11 protein-coding genes are annotated in these 18,884 nt (G+C 63.5%); all 11 read left to right on the top strand.

Annotated elements, in window-relative coordinates:
- The first annotated feature begins 94 nt into the window (after positions 1–94).
- The 11 genes from AC24GY_RS25700 to AC24GY_RS25750 all read left to right on the top strand — a co-directional run bounded on the left by AC24GY_RS25700 (position 95) and on the right by AC24GY_RS25750 (position 18,816).
- Entirely contained in the window at positions 95–6,307 is a 6,213-nt protein-coding gene (locus AC24GY_RS25700) for a zeta toxin family protein (RefSeq protein WP_487688881.1), read from the top strand.
- Complete coding sequence (locus AC24GY_RS25705) at positions 6,279–6,473, top strand: hypothetical protein (protein WP_487688884.1); 195 nt, start codon at positions 6,279–6,281, stop codon at positions 6,471–6,473. The genes AC24GY_RS25700 and AC24GY_RS25705 overlap by 29 nt, the downstream gene beginning before the upstream one ends.
- Before the next feature lie 611 nt (positions 6,474–7,084).
- Complete coding sequence (locus AC24GY_RS25710; RefSeq protein ID WP_487688886.1) at positions 7,085–7,363, top strand: hypothetical protein; 279 nt, start codon at positions 7,085–7,087, stop codon at positions 7,361–7,363.
- Between the two features lie 507 nt (positions 7,364–7,870).
- Positions 7,871–8,131 carry a hypothetical protein gene (locus AC24GY_RS25715; RefSeq protein ID WP_487688890.1) on the top strand — a complete coding sequence of 87 codons (261 nt, stop codon included), beginning with the start codon at positions 7,871–7,873 and terminating at the stop codon, positions 8,129–8,131.
- Between the two features lie 379 nt (positions 8,132–8,510).
- Positions 8,511–11,867 carry an SEL1-like repeat protein gene (locus AC24GY_RS25720; RefSeq protein ID WP_487688893.1) on the top strand — a complete coding sequence of 1,119 codons (3,357 nt, stop codon included), beginning with the start codon at positions 8,511–8,513 and terminating at the stop codon, positions 11,865–11,867.
- A 364-nt stretch (positions 11,868–12,231) separates the two neighbouring features.
- On the top strand, positions 12,232–12,387 hold the full coding sequence (locus AC24GY_RS25725; protein ID WP_487688896.1) for a hypothetical protein: 156 nt from the start codon (positions 12,232–12,234) through the stop codon (positions 12,385–12,387).
- Between the two features lie 48 nt (positions 12,388–12,435).
- Positions 12,436–12,858 (top strand): hypothetical protein, encoded by a 423-nt coding sequence (locus tag AC24GY_RS25730; protein WP_422318506.1) that lies wholly within the window; start codon positions 12,436–12,438, stop codon positions 12,856–12,858.
- A gap of 218 nt (positions 12,859–13,076) precedes the next feature.
- Positions 13,077–14,204, top strand: a complete 1,128-nt coding sequence (locus AC24GY_RS25735) for a sialidase family protein (RefSeq protein ID WP_487688899.1) — start codon at positions 13,077–13,079, stop codon at positions 14,202–14,204.
- A gap of 262 nt (positions 14,205–14,466) precedes the next feature.
- Positions 14,467–16,692, top strand: a complete 2,226-nt coding sequence (locus AC24GY_RS25740; RefSeq protein ID WP_487688901.1) for an RDD family protein — start codon at positions 14,467–14,469, stop codon at positions 16,690–16,692.
- Positions 16,693–17,032: 340 nt separating this feature from the next.
- On the top strand, positions 17,033–17,719 hold the full coding sequence (locus AC24GY_RS25745; protein WP_422316249.1) for a CerR family C-terminal domain-containing protein: 687 nt from the start codon (positions 17,033–17,035) through the stop codon (positions 17,717–17,719).
- Positions 17,716–18,816, top strand: a complete 1,101-nt coding sequence (locus AC24GY_RS25750) for an efflux RND transporter periplasmic adaptor subunit (protein WP_487688905.1) — start codon at positions 17,716–17,718, stop codon at positions 18,814–18,816. The genes AC24GY_RS25745 and AC24GY_RS25750 overlap by 4 nt, the downstream gene beginning before the upstream one ends.
- Positions 18,817–18,884 lie beyond the last annotated feature (68 nt).

Here is an 18,884-nt window from a genome sequence, read left to right on the forward strand (position 1 = left end):
CCTGCGCAGCCACGGACCCGCCCCGGCATGCGGGCTGAAAACTGACCTCTGAACACGACCCCCGCTGACACGGAAAAACTCACTGCTCCTACCCATGGCTATTTATTCTCTTCCCCTCGCCACACGCCCCCTCCTGATGGGAGGGAAGAAAAGTCTCGAGACTGACCCGGAAAAGCCAGACCCGGCCCTGCTCGCCAAGAAAGCCGCGCAAGCACCCGCTGCCACACCACCCGCTGCCGCACCACCCGCTGCCGCACCACCCGCTGCCGCACCACCCGCTGCCGCACCACCCGCTGCCGCACCACCCGCTGCCGCACCACCCGCTGCCGCGCCACCCGCTGCCAACACACCGCCGCCTGTTTCCAAGCCTTCCGCTGCCGGCACACCGCCTACCGCTGCCAGCACGACGACGCCTGTTTCCAAGCCTACCGCTGCCAACACGACGACGCCTGTTGGCAATCCTTCAGCCGCACCAAACTCCGCTGCGGCAGCACAGCTTGCCACCCTGCCCCCTTGGCTCAATGGACTGCCTGCACAGAATCCCGCCAGCAGCGGCGCGGCCAGTTCCCCCCTCATTCCCCTGGGTCCAGAGGCAGCCTCCGCTGGAAAGACCGCGCAGCAGCCGCAGCAGCAGCAGCAGACACCCACGGCTCCAGCCGCAGGGCAGCAGCCTGCCGCATCGGCTCAAACCCCAGCCACAGGCCAGCCAGCCGCCGCAGCGCCTCGGCCCGCAGGCACGCCTCCACCTTCCACCCCGGCCGCAGGCCAGCAGCCCAATGGCACACCGCCTCCCGCACCAGCCGCAGTCCAGCAGCCTGCTGCAGCCCCACAGCCCAGCGGCACGACTCCACCGGCAGCCTCAACGGCACCGGCAGCCCCAACGGCACCGGCCGCTCCGACAGCACCCGCAGGGCGTGCCGCAGCCACAGCATCGCAGGCCCAGCCGCGTGGCATTTCCGCCCATGGACGCGGAGACGCCGCCGCCGCAGTCAAGATGCAGAGCGACATCGCAAACGGCAAAGTCATCCAAGACGGCAAGGTCGTGCAGCATCCGGACAAGAGCGGAGATCTCTACCAGACTGGCTTCATCCAGCCCACCTTCACCGATGACGCGAAAAAGGGCACCACCATCCCCTACCGCGATGACCACGGCAAGGTGCACCACATCGGCGTGCAGGACATGCGCCGCATCACCGACGACGCCGGCAATGCCAGCTACAGCTTTCAGGTGAATGGCAAATACGTCCGCGTGCCGGAGGACAGCAAGGCGCCGCTCTTTCAGATCGATCCCCAAGACGGCAGACGCTTCACCACCGCCCCGGACGGCACCCGGCGCGAGCTGGGCTATGACAAAAACGCCGCCGCGCAGGCCGGCATCGCCCCGCGCGAAAAGGCGCGCAATGAAGCACGCGAAAAGCTGCTCACGCAGGGCGCAGCCCTCTCCCGCCAGCTGCAGGAAAAGCAGGCGCAGGCCGCCGCCGCCCAGCAGCGCATGGACGCCGCCAAGCAGAAATACGACAACCCCGGCAACGCCACCGATGCAGAGCGCCAGGCCAACTACGACGAACTCATGGGCGCCTTTGACGCCCATAACCAGCTGACCTCCGAGGTGCAGACCCTGCAAAAGCAGCACGATGATCACTACCAAAACCTCGTCCGCGATCAGCGCGCACGCCAGGCGGAGATCGACCAGTACAAAGCCTCCGCCGCGGAGCACCCCGAGGATGAGCAGTGGCGCAAAGACTCCCGCCACACGCGGGGAGACACCCGCCATACAGACGCGGACCTCATCGCCGAGGCGGAAAAGAAAGACCCCGCCACCGCCGCCGCCATGCGCAGCGCCCTCACCTCCCAGTACAACCAGCGCACCCTCGCCGCCGCGCAGAGCGCCTTTGGGAACCATGGCCGGACAGCAGGAGCAGGAAATACCATGACATTGCATGACATGCTCATGCACGCCCCGGAAATGAAGCAGGGCGGGTGGAGCCCCGTCAATCAGGCAGACGCCGCACGCGCCACCGCGCAGGGCACCTTTGGCATCACAGACCCTGAAAACGTACACGTCACGCCCGGTGCCGGCGGCGGCTACAGCCTCTCCCGCAAATCGGCCGATGGCAGCCCCGGCCAGCCCTTTGCCACCATGGATGGGCAGACCGGCCGCATCACCCTCCTCCCCGGGCCGGACGGCAGGTACAGCCAGGCCGCGCAGGATCTCGCCGCCCGCAGCACCCCCGGCAGCGCCCCCATTTACCTCGGCAAAGGCACCCCGCTTACCGAGGCGGAGCGCAGCGCCCTCATCGCCAAAGGCCAGCAGGCCACCGCCGCCGCCAAAGACCGCAGAGGCGCAGACGCCGCCCTCACAGCCGCAGGCCTCTCCCCGGAGGGCATCCAGAAACTGCGCAACGAAGGCCGCCTCTCCGTGCAGGACGCCAACTTTTTAAACAACAAGTTCAACAGCGGCTTCGGCTCCTACGCCCAGCGCGATGCCCTCGAGACCGCCCAAAAGCAGAGCGCCGGGCTGCAGCAGATGTACCAGGACACCAAAGCCCCTGCGGGCAAGCCCAGCTTCAAAAGCTGGATGGAAAAAGGCGATCCCCAGCGCGATGCCCAGGTGCAGGCCAAAGCCAAAGAACTCGGCATGAGCGAAGACGACGTGCGCCGGGCCATGGAAGACCAGCGCCGCACGGACTTCGCCACCCCGCTCACGCAGGAGGGCCACGATCAGCAGAGCGGCATGGCCAATGCCTTCCTGCGCGGCAGCGGCTTCTCCGGCCATGATCAGGACTCCACCCGCACGCTCACAGACGGCAGCCTCGTGGTGAATCCCGCCCTCACCGATGACAAGGCCAGGTTTGAAAAAGCCATCCAGGACAGCAACGCCAGCCCGGAGGCCAAAGCAGCCGCGCTCAAGAGCTGGCCCGCCCAGCATGACGCCTGGCTCACCCGGGCCACTGAAACGCTCAAGGCCAGCAAGACCCTCCCCGGCGTGGAGGACTACAATGAGTGGCTCACCAAAAACACCCAGGCCGGCCACTTCTCCCAGAAAATGCCGGACGGCAGCGTGCGCCCGTACACCGACAACGAGAAGACCCAGATCTACCTCGATGCCATGAAGAACCGCAGCGGCGTGCGCAAGTTCATGGACAACGTCAGCACCGCGCTCGTCGCCGGCGGCGGCCAGGTCGTCTCCGGCGTTCTCGGCGCCGCAGCCCTTGCCGGAAACACCTTCCAGGACATCACCGGTGTGAATGTGGGCGGGGAGGCAGCCAGCGAAGCCGCCGCAGCCATGGCCGCGCAAAATCAGGCCCTCACCCAGCCTCACGAGCTCACCGGCACCGTCGACGGCCCGGTCGGCCGTGTCGCCAGCAACCTGATCCAGGCCGTCCCCAGCATCGGCGTCACCGTCGCCACCGGCGGCACCGCAGGCCTCCTCCTCGGCGCGGCCCAGGGCGCAGGCAGCACCTACACAGACCTCCTTCAGACCCACATCAAGGCCGGAGACAGCATTGAAGAAGCGCACAAAAAAGCCGCCGGCGCCGCCATCGCCAGCGGAGCCGTCGGCCTCGCGCTCAGCAAGATCATGCCCGGCGGCGCCCAGGCCCTGAACAACCCCGCCGCCCAGGAGGCCGCCAGAAAGAGCTTCGGCGCCGCGGTCAAGTCCGCCATCAAAGGCGGCGCGGAAGAGATCAGCCAGGAGGCCATCGACGGCGGGTTCAACCACATCCTCACCGAGATGCACAAGGGGAAAACCTTCGAGCAGGCCGCCACCAGCTACGCCGAGCAGTTCCCCCAGAGCGCCCTCACCTCCGCCCTCCTCGGCGGCGGCGTGCAAGCCATGGCCGACAAAAAGAACGGCGGCCAGAACAGCGCATCCCCCCCCACAGAACCTTCCCCCTCCGGCTATGTGGACCCCGCCCAGCAGCGCGACGGGCCGGTGACATTCACCACCGTGGATGCCGAAGGCCTCGAAGTCACCCCGCCACCGCCCGGCTCACCGCCACCGCCGCCAGGCCCCCGCGTGCCCATCACCCCCATTGAGGTCGAACGCCGCGCAGCCACCGCCGCCCCTTCTTCACAGCAAACAATACCACAACCTACCACCCTGGACGCTTCCGGCTCCGGCAAGCCACCCCAACCCGCCGCCCCGGACAGCCAGCCACCGCAAAAGCCCGGCACCACCCCATCTTCACCCGCCGGAATACCAGATACTACCACCCCAAGCACCGCCGCTGCACCTCCCGGCATGGAACCCTCCAAGGAGGCGGCCTCAGCCGGCCCGGTCATGACGATGGAAAACGGCGGCCAGGTGCTCGACACCATCGATCGTCTCAAGGCCAAGGAGAAAAACGGCGCACTCACCAAGGACGAGCAGATCAATCTGCACCATGCCGAAAACATCCTCGCCCGCACGCAGGTCACCAATCTGGAGGCCAAGCAGAAAGCCCTCAGCAAACTGCCCATGCCCCGCGATCTTCATTCCACCGAGCTCACGGCCCTGGCAAAGGCCAAAGCCATGCTGGCAAGACCCTGGCCCGGCACAGCTCCCAAGCCTGAGCCACAGACAGCCCCCGCCACCACCACCCAGTCCAGCAGCGGCAGCCTCCCGCCCGGAGACACCTCCACCACCCACGGCGTCACCCCGCCCACAGGCAGCTCAACCGCCACCAGCAGCCATGCAGGCACGGGAAACACCACCGGCACGACAGCCACCGGCAGCACCACCTCCACAGCCAGCTCCGGTGACACCCCCGCCCCCGGCAGCGGCACCCACACCACCAACGGCGTCACCGCGCCTCCGGTCGGCCACGGCAACCGAATACCAGAGGATACCACACACCCCGAACACATCGACCTCGCAAAAAAGCGGGTGGAGAACCTCGGAAAAATCGCCGCCAAGCGCAAGCTCAACCCCCATGAGCAGGACATCTATGACAACGCCCTCCGCGTCCGCGACCGCAACACTCCCGCCCAGCCCGGCGACCGCAACAGCCCACTGCCCGAAGGCAGCCGCGACACCTCCAATCCCCAAGACCTCGTCATGGCCGGAGGCGACGGCCCCAGCAGCCATACTCAAAGCGCGTCCGCAGACGCACCACCACCCGCAGCCCCAGCGCAGCCGGCGAATGCCATCGGCACCACCATCAACGGCCCCAGCACAGCGAATCCCGATGCACCCCGCGCTTCCGTCAGCGACGGCTTGGGCAGCTCAAGGCCCCCCGCTGCGCCACAACAGCAGCCGGTTCCTCATGGTGGAAGCCCGACAAACGGTGGGGCAAGCAGTAGTGGCCAGCCGCCTTTGGCACTTCCAGCCTCCACTCAGGCTTCGACCTCATCAGGTCTTCCTCAAAGCGGCACAGCGCCTGCAGTTCCTCATCGTTCCGGATCGCATCCTGAACACACGGATCCGCGCCTGAAAGAGGCCTTCAAAAACTGGCCGCATGGCTGGGACGAGCAAGGCTTCCCCAATATGCCGCATACGTTGCCGGATGGTCATGACTTACTACAACCGACGCATGAGAAAGACACGGCCATCCTACCTGCCGATCATCATTTAGTCCAAGCGGGGCTGCTACCTGCGGGCAAGGCAGTTCCACGTTCCGTGTTGCATGCTGCCATCATGAACTACATCATACATAGAGCTGCACCACTGGCTCCGGGAGTTCGCCCAACTATCTATGTCAGTGGTGGCGGCGGCGGCGCTGGAAAGTCAACCATCTTGCACTTTTTGCACGAGCGTGGCGATTTGAATACTCATGGAGCAGTTGAAATTAATGCCGATGACATTAAGGAACTCATACCGGAATATGATGCCGTCAAAGCGACAGGGGACGGGCGTGCGGCCGATGTGGTGCATGAAGAATCCAGCACAATTAGCAAAGCTCTTCTTGAGCGCGCCATGTCAGCGAACGGACCACGTTACAACATAGTTTACGATGCAACACTCGCCAATGTGCCTAAGACCCGCAAACTCCTCGCCGCCTGGAAAGCGCGTGGTTATAACACACATCTCGTCGGAGTTACCATCGATCCGCGTGAAGGGATCACTCGTGCTTTCTTGCGTGCAAAAGACAGCGGACGGTGGGTGCCTGCATCCGTGCTTAAATCGGCGCATGACAGATTCAATTCTGCCGTGAAGGAATATGCCGACATAGCTGATAGCGCCAATATTTATGATAACACACAATCAGTACCTGTAGAGATAGCAAGCAAGACGCCTTCGCAGCCCCAACTATCCGTTGTCAATAAAGCTTTGTGGGATACCATCAACACCAGAACCAATGAAAAGCCGACCCATTACAGCAAGTGAGTTTAATGCCCATATAGCTGGCCAGAAAGCTGTGGACAAACTACGCTTTGGAAAATTCCATCCCAAAGCGGAAGAAGTACGTAGAGAGGCGATCGAGGCTTACCAGCAGCAGGCGCTGCCCGAAGCAACAGACCATGTAGTTAACTCTCAAAAGAGCAAATGCTGAACAAGATGTCCTGCATGAATGGCACTCAGTTAACAGCCTGAATCGTGGTTTATGAGAGAAAATGCCAGGTTGTGAGAGAAGATGCCAGGCATTTTGTAAGTCTATCGACATAAGCCATTGATGGATAGATATCCATGCTCGCTACAAGTGGCGATCCTTGCCGCGTGAAAGCATGCCGCAATGATCGCTCCGCCACCTCGCGGCCCGGCCTCCCCAACTCCCAGAAGCTGCATTCAGCCCCTGTCACGCGCCATACCCCGGCGGATCCAACCTGCTTTTTGAATTGTGAATGAATGACTTGCACATTCATCATACACTAAATGCCTGGCATCTTATTTGGCATCTTATTTTTTCCTGCGGTACCGCGCTGGAACTGAACAACCAAAGTTCCTGAGTAAACTCACAGGAGACCAAAGTTATCGCGCAGATGAATTTGCCTATGAAGATCAGTTTGCTGCCCGCGGTGGCGATCACTACATGGGGAAGGACTACGGGGGCCGGGGCACGGAACTCTTGACCCGAGGCATCGAAAGACTGCATGCTGATCCTGTCAAATTCATGCAAAATGACCCAGAATATTTCCGCTTCATCCTTCAAACTCTGCAACAACCATGAGCCTACCCCATACTGGAATTTACATCGCCGAATGTGACGGCCACCAAATCTGCTTCGACGGCAATAAGTGGTGGAGCGACGACTGGCCCTATTTTAATGAATGGCTGGCAGATGACTTTGCCGAGGAGTCTGAAAGCGAAACTCAGATGCACCGCACAGTAGCGGACATAGCGCGGCTGGTTTTAAAGTCTTGGTACAAGGACTACAAGGAGATCTACTTTAAGTCAGACACATGGGGACCTGAAGATGAGCTGCCGGAAGGAGCCATCGACTGACGAGGTTGAATTTTATCACTCGTACGCATCTAGGTTGTAGCGGCTAAGAGGCTGAAGTTTGAAGCTATCGCAGCAGAAGGAACTGCTGGGTATGGCCAACAACATTCTTGGCCGCCGCGCGCCTGCTGCGAAAGTGCAGAGATCGAGAAGACGGATTGCAAATCAATGCTTTGAACCGTGTCTGCTGCACAGAATGCCAGGCATGAATGGCACTCAGTTAAGAGCATGGATCGTGGGTTTGGCGACCAGGGAACCAAGCCACGCGACAGCGTCTTGGAGTGCGTGCGGCAAGCCTTGGCGCGACGCCGCTTTCGCAAGCCGGACGGTAATCTCAGACCAACGGAGCGCGCTACCCCCCGCGAAAGCGGTGTCGTCGATGCAGGCTTGCGCCGTGCATCTCTGTCACCGCACTCCAAGAAGCTGCCGCGTTCGCGTCAGTGCCTCACCAAAACACTGCCTAAGGGACTATGAAAACGAACGACGGCCCGCCTTAACTGAGTGCCATTCATGCCTGGCATCTGCTTTCCGTCTTCACCGGCCGGAGTACCAGATAATACCACCCCAAGTACCGCCGCTGCGCCTCCCGGCATGGAGCCGTCCAGGGAGGCCGCCGCCGCCGGGCAGGTCATGACGCTGGAAAACGCCCCCCAGGTGTTTGACGACATCGAGCGTCTCAAGTCCAAGCAGCAAAACGGCGGACTCACCAAAAAAGTTGCCAGGCATTTTGTGGAGACTTGCTGCACAAGCATTTCATTTTCAGCCTCATGACTCAGCATTGACGAAGCCTGCAGAGCTGCGCGCTTGGATGAGAAGCCGAGTCTATCGGTTGCAGACGCTAAGAAGCTGACCGGAGCAGATGCGGAAGAGTGTCAGGCGGCAGCCATTCTCGCCAGAGCAGGGAGGAGGTCGGTGGAAACGAGTCGGGCAGTAGCACGGGCAATCCTGCCCGTGAAGAGTGCGCCGCTTACGGGCAGGATGGCCCGTGCTACTTTTCGCGGTGGTGCGGCACGCCTGCAGAGGTGTGGGAGACGGTGGTGTGGAGGGGGATCGAGGTTCAGGGGAGCACAGGCGGCGAACGAGGGGCACCTCCAAGATATTCGGCACGTGACAGAGGTTTGCTTTGATGCTTCGATGAGAGTTAGGCACGATGACTACTCATGAAGCTTTGGATATTCTCGATCTTTCCGCACCCATCAGCCGGGAGACTTTGACGAGGGCGTATGAACAGGGAGGCCTGGTGTGGCAGCCGGACCGGTTCGAGGGAAATGCGCACCTGCAGACGAAGGCGGCGGCGATGCTGGAGCGCATGTATGAGGCCTATCTTTGGCTGCATGAGCTGCCGGACACGGAGTTTCCCTATCAGGGTCAGGGGGCGGCGGCGGCGGCCGGGCCCATGACGGCGCCGCCGAGGGTGCCGCAGGCGAGCACGCCCCGCCCGCAGACGCCGCTGGCCCGGGCCCCTGAGCCGCCGGTGATGCCTGCCATGCCACCGCCACCGCCGCTGGAGAAGGCGCCGCTGCCCGACAGTCAGGCCCAGCCGCTGCCGCCGCTGCTGCGGTCGGCCCCGAAGCCGCGGAAGATGGGCGCGATGACGAAGGTGGCCTGGGGAGTGGCCGCTGTGGGCGTGGTGGCGCTGCTGGGGCTGTTTGCACTGCTGCTCGCCCCCTCCAAGCGAGGCCGCGAGGCGGAAACCGCGCCTGCGGCTGTCGCGCCTGCGGACAGGCCACCGCAAAGCCTGAGCCTGGCGGAGGTGCAAGCGCTGGATCTGCCGGGGCTGACGGCGCTGGCGGAGCAGGGCAATGCAAAGGCGCAGCTGGAGCTGGGCAGGCGCTATTTCACAGGCGAGGCCGCGAGCCAGGACCCACAGGCGGCGGTGAAATGGCTGCGCAAAGCGGCCGAGCAGGGCGATGCAGAGGCGCAGCTCGGCATGGGTGCGGCTTACACTGCTGGCACCGGCGTGCCGCAGGATTTCGTGGAGGCCATGCGGTGGCTGCGCAAAGCGGCGGACCAAGGGCATGCGGAGGCGCAGCATATGCTGGGCATGGCCTACTATAATGGCCAGGGCGTGCCGCAGGATGCGATGGAAGCCGCCCGGTGGCAGCAAAAGGCGGCGGAGCAGGGCCTTGCCGACGCCCAGGCTGAGCTGGCGGCCCTGTACACCCTGGGCAAGGGGGTGCCGCAGGATTCTGCGGCTGCCGCACAGTGGATCAGGCAGGCGGCGGAGGGCGGCAACTTGCAGGCGCAGAACCGCCTGGGGCTGATCCTGGCCCAGGGCGAGGGCGTGGCACCTGACCGGGTGGAGGCGTGCCTGTGGCTGAGCCTTGCCGAGTCCCAAGGGCTCGCCGTGGCGCAGAAGAATCTGCTGGTGGTGCAAAAAAAGATGACGAGCGCCGAGCTGCAGGCCTTTGAGCAAAAGTCAGCCGAGTGGCGCAAACGGCAGAGTGAGAGGCAGCAGGAGCGTGCCGCTGGGCTGGCCATGACCGCCCCACCGAGCGTTACACCTGCACCTGCGGCGACGGTGGGCGCTGCTCCTATGCAACCTGGCAACGCCATAGCGGCGCCTGCTGCTGCGGTGGCCAATTCCCCGTGGCGGGCAGATCTCCCGCTGGAAGAGCAGCGCACCCTGGCGGAGCAGGGGCTGCCTGAAGCGCAGTTTGAACTCGGCACGCGCTACGAAGACGGGAAAGGCGTGCCGCAGGATGCCGCCACCGCGGTGCAGTGGTATGCCAAAGCCGCTGAGCAGGGCTTTGCCAAGGCGCAGAACTACCTGGGCACGTGCTGCCTGCAGGGCATCGGCATGGCAAAGAACCCCGCCGAAGCGCTGAAGTGGTACCGCAAAGCGGCTGATCAGGGCTATGCACCCGGGCAGTACAGCGTGGGTTACTGCTACGTGCAGGGCGAAGGCGTGGCGAAGGATCTCGTCGAAGCCATGCGGTGGCACCTCAAAGCTGCCGAGCAGGGGCATCCGATGGCGCAGGAGAGGCTGGGCATGGCCTACGCGTCGGGCGAAGGCGTGCCGAAGGATCTCGTCGAGGCGCTGAAATGGCTCCTCCTCGCGGCGGCGCAGGCGGAGAAAGGATCCGCCGAAAAAGCCCAAGACGTGGCCGCGCAAATGAAGCCGGAGCAGCGTGATGAGGCGGAGCAGAGGGCGGCGGCGTTTCGCCCGGGTAGGTCTGCGTCGGCAGACTCCCCACCGCCAACGGCTGCTGCACCGCCAGCGGCTGCAACACCTGCTGCTGCTGTTTCTGAAAATCCCAAGTGGCGCCACGACCTGCCGCTGTCTGAGCATCGCAGGTGGGCGGAGGCGGGCAATGCGGCGGCGCAGCTCCACATGGGGTCCACCTATTCCCTCGGTAAAGACGGGCTGCCGAAAGACCTGGCGGTGGCGGCAGAGTGGTACCGCCGTGCTGCGGAGCAGGGACATGCCTTGGCCCAGGCGCTCCTGGGCGCCGCGTATTTCATGGGGAGTGGCGTACCCAAAGACTTCGTGGAGTCCATGAAATGGCTGCTGATCTCCCTGCGCAATGGCCACAAGCCCGCCGGCACGATGTACGCCATTGTGGAAGAAGATGCGACGCCCGGGCAACGTGCGGAGGCCTATCAGCGGTCGATCGACTTCAAACCCACCGGCCCCGTGGTGCCACCCTCCCCGCCGCCTGCTGCTCCTGCAGCCACCCCGCCGGCCCCGGCAGCGACCAATTCGAACTCCAAGACGCTGGAAGAAATCATCATGCTCGCAAATCGGGGCGATGCGGAATCCCAGTTCCTCGTGGGCTCACTCTGCGTCTCCGGGCTGGGGAAACCGCCGGATGCCACCGAGGGGGCGAAGTGGTACCGCAAAGCCGCCGACCAGGGCCATCCCATGGCGCAGTTCAATCTGGCGCGCGCCTGTTTCGCCGGCAGCGGCGTGACGAAGGATCCCGCAGCCGGAGTGCCATGGCTGCAAAAGGCGGCGGCGCAGGGGCTGGATGTGGCGCAGTATGAACTCGCCGCGTGCTATGAAAAAGGCGTGGGCGTGGCGCAGGACGCCGCCACTGCCGTGCAGTGGTACCGCAAAGGCGCTGAGCTGGGATACGCGCCGGCGCAGACAGCCCTGGGCCTGTGCTACACGCACGGCACCGGCGTGCCAAAGGACCCGGCGCTGGCCGTGGCATGGTTCACCAAAGCCGCAGCCCAGAGATATGCCAAGGCGCAGAACCACCTGGCCACCTGCTACGAGTCCGGCTTTGGAGTGGCGGAAGACCGTGTCGAAGCCCTGAACTGTTATCGCAAAGCCGCAGAGCAGGGCCTTGTGCAGGCGCAGGCAAATCTGGGCGTTTACTACGAGTCCGGCACCGGCACGGCGGCGGACGTGGTGGAGGCCATGAAGTGGTATCTTCTGGCCGCCGCGCAGGGGGACGCCCACGCTGCGGAGGGAGCCCGAAACCTGGCCCCCCGGCTCACCCAGCAGCAGCGCGCCCAGGCCGAGCAGCGCGTGCAGGAGTTTCAGCAGGCCCGGAAGTGATGAAGGGGGAAAGAAATGAGCGCCGGGCCGGCCAAAATATAAAATACCCAAAGATAGCAGCTTGTTTGAAAATGTAGTCAGGATGGCTGCTCGACTCCGAAAAAGAAGAAGCGAGGCATGATTGGCCTCTTTTTTGGACATGCCGGCACCCCCGAAAATGGCGAAGCACGCCCTTCAAGGAACCGGTTCAAAAACCAGCCTCCCCTTCCACTGCGGCACTCGCCGCCCGCTTTGTCACATTTCCGTTTCACCCATCCGGCTTCTCATTCGCCTGCCCGTTCGCAGCATTTACTTTTGCACGTTGCATACTTCATGCTCGCACCGTACGATCTCCTCCTAGTCCAACCCGATAAGCAGCCATCCAATGAACTCCCCCGCCAAACTCATCGCCTGCGCCGCCGCCTTCGACCCCTTTCACGCCCTGACCGCCACCCGGCAGCCCACCGTCGTCAAGACCAGAGGGTTCATTGCCGCCCATGAAACACACGGCACCATCGCCGCGGCAGCCGTCAAACGCTGATCCTCAAACCAACGGTTCACCCTCATCACCACGTGTACTGAGCACGCCATGAAACGCATCCGTCATACCATGCAGTGGTTGTTCACAGCTCCCGAGGAGCCCGTCACTCCGGGGCGCATCATCGGCTGGTGGGAGCGGCGGCGCATTCCATTCAATGCCATCCTCGGCATCATTGGCTTTGCCTCGCTCCTGCTCTTCACCTCCTGCATTGAAAATGCCGGCGTCCTCCAGCCCGGCGAAGACGCCGTGGAGCCCGCCGCCATCGTGGTCGTCCCCCTCATCGCCAATGCCGCCTACACCGGCGGCTGGCTCATCGACTGCCCCCTGCGCCTCATGCGCCCCACCCTCAGCCCCCGCTTCACCCCGCGCCTCTTCCGCCTCGGGCTGCTCTTCTCAGTCTTCGTCGTCACCTTCCCCGCCCTCCTCTGGAGCAGCTACCGCCTCCTGCAGCTCGTGCACCTGCTGCGCTGACTTCTCTCCATACCAGCACCTACCACCATGCGCCCGAGATGCGCCTGGATGCCCCCTGCCCCAATTGAACGCTTCATGGCAGAAACACCCGTGAAGTCACCTTGAGATAAAGCCCCCTCACTTGCCCGCTGGATGCATGGAATCAAGGCAGCGCCCCTTCCCCGCCTCATTTTTTAATCATCAATCGCGCGTTCTGGTCGCGTTAAAGCCCCATGCCCATGCTCCGCCGCACACGCCCCTGGCTTACTCTCCTCCTGCTCGCCCCGGCTCTCACGCTCCTCTGCGGCAGGCCCGCCGCGGCTGCAGACGCTGTGCGCAAGCCCGTGCTCGTCACCTCCAAACGCATCTGGGACAAAGGCGCCTACAATGCCTTCACCGACCTGACCCGCTACCGCGACCAATGGTTCTGCTGCTTCCGCGAAGGCATCTCTCACGCAGGCGATGACGGCAAGGTGCGCGTCCTCCGCTCCACCGATGGCCTCGCCTGGGAATCCGCCGCGTTCATCGCCGAAGACGGCGTGGATCTGCGCGATCCCAAATTCTCCCTCAAGCCCGACGGCCAGCTCATGATCGTCGCCGGCGGCTCCATCTGGAACTACGACACCCAGCCCCCGCTGCTCAAGACCAAGCAGCCCCGCGTCATGTTCTCCACCGACGGCCTCACCTGGACCCCGCCCGCCAAAGTCCTCGAAGAAGGCCAGTGGCTGTGGCGCATCGACTGGTTTCAGGGCCGGGCCTACGGCATCAGCTACTCCTACCTCCGCGCCCAGCACCCCGATCCCGCCGTGGCCGCCGCCGCAGAGGCAGACGGCCCCGTGCCCCCCGGCCCCTATCCATGGAAAGCCCAGCTCGTCACCAGCACTGACGGCTTGAAATGGGACCTCGTCACCCACCTCGATGTCCCCGGCCGGCCCAATGAAGCCACCGTGCGCATGCAGCCCGATGGCGAGATGATCGCCCTCGTCCGTCGCGAGCGCGGCACCCTGTTTGGCTACATCGGCACCAGCCGCCCGCCCTACCACGAATGGCAATGGCATACCACAGAGCACCGCCTCGGCGGGCCAAACTTCATCATCCTCCCGGACCGCACGCTCATCGCCGCAGGCCGCAGCTACCGCAAGCCCTTCTCCACCGTCATCGCCAGCATGGACCGCCAGCACTACGACATCGCCCTCACCCTTCCCAGCGGCGGCAGCGACACCGGCTACCCTGGCATGGTATGGCATAATAACGAGCTCTGGGTCAGCTACTACTCCTCCCACGAAGACAGCACCGGCAAGCCACCGCCCAACCGCCACGTCGCGCTCCCCGCCGCCATCTACATCGCCCGCATCCGCCTGGAATAACCAAGGCCTCGCAGGCAAGGGCCGCGCTACCTCCCCCAGCCACGTCACCGGGCGTTGCGGCAACATGGTTTCGGTGGCTCCCATGCCACTCTTCAACACGGGCCACTCATACGCGCCACGGCGAGTTTGCGCACACCCTTGCTTTGCCCGGCCATTCACTAGCGACCAGCCATTCTCGGCAAGTGCGCTGCAAATGTTATGTAGTTGTAAAACTACCACTGGCATCTATTTCCTTCAATGCTTCGATGGCCGCCCCGTCCCTATGACCACTCACGAAGCCCTGCGCATTCTCTCCCTTCACGCACCCATCACACGGGAGACTCTGAACCAGGTCTATGAGGCGGCGCTGCGGGACGCGGGAGACGACGACATCCACCCGATTTACCAGGCTTACTCGCATCTCTTTGACCTCGCCGACGATGCGTTTCCCTTTCAGCCGGAAGGCGTCGCGGGCATGGCCTGGCAGCCGCAGCGCCCGGGAGTGCCCGCTGCCGCCACACCACGCCCCCGGCACATGCAGATCCAGCCGCAGACCCAGCCGCAGCCGCAGCCGCAGCCGCAGCCGCAGCCGCTACACGAAGAACGACAAGCCGAGCCGCCGCAGCCACAGGTCGCAGCACCGCAACCGCAGCTGCAACCGCAAACGCACTCTCAGCAGCCCCCGCCGCCACCGCTGCAGCCGTATCAGCCACCGCAGGCACAGCCGCACTCCCCGCAGCAGGCGAGGACCTTTCGGCCGCCGCCTGTCATCTCGACGCTGGCAGCAGATCCCCTGCTCCTGGAGGGCGGCCCTGCGCCATTCTATTACCGCATCTGCGCCGGGATCATCGACTTGCTCGTTTACGCCATCGTCGCCGGTTTCTGCGGGTTCAATCAGGCCTTTTTAAACTCACGGGCACCCGGGCCGGAAAACACCTCCACGCAGCTCCACCTGATCATGGTGTTCCTCTTCATCCTCACGCTGCTGTACTTCGTGCTCATGGAAAGCTCCGCGCAGCAGGGCACGCTGGGAAAGCAGGCCTGCGGACTCATGGTGGCAGACTTAAACGGCCAGCGCCTCAGCCGAGCCCAGGCGCTGCGCCGTTTTTTGGCCAAGCCCTTCTCCATCCTCACACTCGGCATCGGCATCCTCATGGCCCTGTGGACGCGCAATCGCCAGTGCCTGCATGATCTGGCGGCCAAGGCCATCGTCCTGCGCAAGGAATCCACCAACGGGCGACCCTTCGCCATCACGGCAGTCAGCCTCGGCTTGGCCGGTGTGGTCGCCATCACCCTCTACATGAAGTTTCTGGGCGGCACGGAAATCTCCGTCCCCGCAGACGCCGGCGCACCACCGCCCACGGCCGATGCAGCGCCTTCACCCGCCCCCGCCGTTCCCACCCCTTCCGCTCAGGCGGATCTGCAGACGCAGTATGACATGCTGAACAACGGCGTGAAGTACCTGGTCGGAAATGGAGTGCCTGTGGACAACGAGGAGGCCGTGAAATGGTTCCGCAAAGGTGCAGAAATGGGCGAGTATCAGTGTCAGGGCTGGCTGGGCCAATGCCTGATGAAAGGCACCGGCGTTCAGCAGGATGTGCCGCAGGCATTAAAGTGGCTGCGCAAGTCCGCAGAGCAGGGCTTCCCCGTGGCCATGGTTCACCTGGGCAATGCCAGCCGTGAAGGCAATGGCGTGCCCAAGGATGCCGCTGAGGCCGTGCGCTGGTACCGTCTGGCGGCAGCAGGTGGAAATGACGAGGCCCAGTATCAACTCGGCATGGCGCACTACACCGGCGAAGGCGTCGCTGTAGATCTCCCGGTCGCCGCCGAGTGGTTCCGCAAAGCCGTCGAGAATGACAACCCTTCTGCGCGATACATGCTCGGATATCTCTATGAATTCGGCGAGGGCGTCGAGAAGGACGCCGCCAAAGCCGTGGAGCATTACCGCAAAGCCGCAGACTGGGGGCTTTATACGGCGCAGTACAATCTGGCAAGCTGCTACTACAACGGCACCGGCGTGACCAAGGATGTGCCGCAAGCCATGATGTGGTATGCCAAATCCGCGAACCAAGGCTACTCTAAGGCGCAGTACTGGCTGGGCACCTGCCACCAAAACGGCACCGGCGTGCCGAAGGATGCCGCGCTGGCCGTGAAATGGTTTCAGAAGGCTGCGGATCAGGGGCTCGCGGGAGCGCAGAATGACCTGGGCATCTGCCATGCGAACGGCACCGGAGTGGCGCAGTCTCCCATCATCGCCGTGACGTGGTACACCAAGGCCGCCGAGCAGGGGCTGAAAGAGGCCCAGTTCAATCTTGCAGGGTGCTATGAGACCGGTTCGGGCATTGAGAAGGACCTCGTCAATGCCATGAAGTGGTATCTCCTCGCCTCCGCTCAGGGCTATCCGGACGCCGCCGCCAAGGTCAAGGAATTGCAGCCCCTCCTCACCGTGGAGGACTACGTCCGCGCCCAGGTCCGCGTGGATGCGTTTCAGAAGACTCTGAAAAAGTGAACTGTGAAGAGATGCCCGGGTGCTTTGATTGAGAACTGCATATTTCCGGTGTCATGCACTTCACCACAACGCACGGCGCATTGGTGCGAGCAAGACGTTCCGCCGTGGACCGCCCGTTTCTTTGAAACAAAAAATTCGTGGATACATCCGCGCTCTCACCATGCCGCGTTATGTCTGATGTCAGCGTTGAAGTTCAACCGCACCGCAGATCCGATGCGCTGACCTGGGCGTGAGTCTGCAAGGACTCCACGCCCTCTTTTTTTGATTTCGCCAAATCTCCCGAGGCCCAAAATCATTTGACGATTCGCGCTTCGCAAGTTAAACACCCGTTTATAAACGCATGTTTAACTCTCCCCCATCCCGTGAACATGATGCCGAGGCGCGCCGCGAGCGCCTGCTGACGGCCGCCGCCACCGTCTTCGCCAAAGACGGCTTTGAGAAGGCCAGCCTCCGCGCCATCTGTCTCAAGGCGAAGGCCAACGTGGCCTCCGTGAAGTACTACTTTGGCAGCAAAGAAGGACTCTACCGCGAAGTCTTCCTCTCCTCCTGCGCCAGCAAGATGGACAAAGATCCGCCCGTCACGCTCGCAGACGGCGCTTCACCGGAAGACACCCTGCGCAGCTGGATCCATCACCTCCTGGACCATATGCTGCTCAAGCGCGCCGCCAATCCCGTGAAGAGCCAGCTCATGGCCCACGAAATGCGCGAGCCCACCCCCTGCCTCAACGAATTCATCAAGCTCGTCGTCGGCCCCTTCCATGAGGAGCTGCAGCGCATCATCGCCGCCGTGCTCGGCAGAAAGAAGGTGGATGAAGACTGCATCCTCTACTGCCATCACATCATCGGACTCTGCATTCACTACGATCACTGCCGCGTCTTCGTGGACCGCCTCGGCCCGCCCGTGCCGAAGACAGCTCCCGAAGTGCAGCGCCTCGCAGACAACATCGCCGACTTCGTTCTCGGCGCCCTCACCACCCGCCGCGCCGCCCAGCCGAAACCCGCCTCACGCTCGAAAAAACAGTCATGACCTCCCCCCTCCTCAAATACGCCCCCGCACTCGCCCTCAGCGCGCTGGGTTTCGCCTTCACCGGCTGCAGCAAAGCGCCCGCTGCCGCACCTGCCGCAGCACCAAAACCTGTGGCCGCCATCTCCGTCAAAACCGCCGCCGCACAGCAGGGGCCCATGCCGCGCTACCTGCGCCTCACCGGTGAAATCACCGCCGCACAAAACGCCGCCGTCGCAGCAGACACCACCGGCAAAGTGATCGAGACCCCCGTCGAGCGCGGCACCATCGTCAAAACCGGCGATGTCCTCGTGCAGCTCGACAGCCGCACCGCCGAACTCAATCTAGCCGAAGCCGAAGCCAATGTGGTGCAGGCAAAATCCAAGCTCGATCTCGCCGAGAGCGAAGTGAAGCGCAACGCCCCGCTCGCGCAGATGAAGGCCGTCGCCGAAACCGACTTCGCCCGCATCAAGGCAGATCGCGATGGTGCCGCCGCCAGCCTCTCCGCCGCGGAAGCACGCCGTGACATGAGCAAGAAGACCCTGGAAGACGCCACCATCCGCGCCCCGTTTGCCGGCACCGTGTCAGAGCGCTTTGTCACCGCAGGCGAATACGTCATGGCAAACTCCAAGGTCGCGCAAGTTGTCGATCTTCAGCACCTGCGCCTCCTCGTGAATGTCGCGGAGCCTTCCGTCGGACTCATCCGCGTGGGGCAGACTGTGGAGTTCAGCGTGTCCCCTTTTCCCGGCGAAGTCTTCACCGGCACCGTCAAGTTCATCGGCGCCACCGTGCGCGCTGAAACCCGCGATCTCCAGGTGGAGGCCGAGGTGCTCAACACCGACGGCCGCCTCCGCCCCGGCCTTTTCGCCGAAGCCCGCCTCGCACTCCCGCCGCAGACCGCCGTCACCATTCCCGCCAACGCCGTGCGTGCGGAGGGTGCCAATCAAAAAGTCTGGGTCGTCGAGTCCGGCCAGCTCACCGAACGCCTCGTCGAAATCGGAGAGACCGACAAAGACCGCATCGAAATCCGCCGCGGCGTGAAGCAGGGCGAAAACGTCGTCCTCTCCCCCGGCCCCGATGCCGCCGACGGCGTCCCCGTGCAGACCACGCCTCAATCCTAACGCACCACCATGAGCGCACCCGAGGCCTCCAACGCGAATGGTATTAATTCCCACGTAATACCATCTAC

It is taken from the genome of Prosthecobacter sp. Pr1 (assembly GCF_057652315.1).

Excerpts from the sequence above, each read along its gene's own strand:
- AC24GY_RS25700 (WP_487688881.1), top strand. The coding sequence starts at position 95 with ATGGCTATTTATTCTCTTCCCCTCGCCACACGCCCCCTCCTGATGGGA.
- AC24GY_RS25705 (WP_487688884.1), top strand. The coding sequence starts at position 6,279 with ATGAAAAGCCGACCCATTACAGCAAGTGAGTTTAATGCCCATATAGCT.
- AC24GY_RS25710 (WP_487688886.1), top strand. The coding sequence starts at position 7,085 with ATGAGCCTACCCCATACTGGAATTTACATCGCCGAATGTGACGGCCAC.
- AC24GY_RS25715 (WP_487688890.1), top strand. The coding sequence starts at position 7,871 with ATGCCTGGCATCTGCTTTCCGTCTTCACCGGCCGGAGTACCAGATAAT.
- AC24GY_RS25720 (WP_487688893.1), top strand. The coding sequence starts at position 8,511 with ATGACTACTCATGAAGCTTTGGATATTCTCGATCTTTCCGCACCCATC.
- AC24GY_RS25725 (WP_487688896.1), top strand. The coding sequence starts at position 12,232 with ATGAACTCCCCCGCCAAACTCATCGCCTGCGCCGCCGCCTTCGACCCC.
- AC24GY_RS25730 (WP_422318506.1), top strand. The coding sequence starts at position 12,436 with ATGAAACGCATCCGTCATACCATGCAGTGGTTGTTCACAGCTCCCGAG.
- AC24GY_RS25735 (WP_487688899.1), top strand. The coding sequence starts at position 13,077 with ATGCTCCGCCGCACACGCCCCTGGCTTACTCTCCTCCTGCTCGCCCCG.
- AC24GY_RS25740 (WP_487688901.1), top strand. The coding sequence starts at position 14,467 with ATGACCACTCACGAAGCCCTGCGCATTCTCTCCCTTCACGCACCCATC.
- AC24GY_RS25745 (WP_422316249.1), top strand. The coding sequence starts at position 17,033 with ATGTTTAACTCTCCCCCATCCCGTGAACATGATGCCGAGGCGCGCCGC.
- AC24GY_RS25750 (WP_487688905.1), top strand. The coding sequence starts at position 17,716 with ATGACCTCCCCCCTCCTCAAATACGCCCCCGCACTCGCCCTCAGCGCG.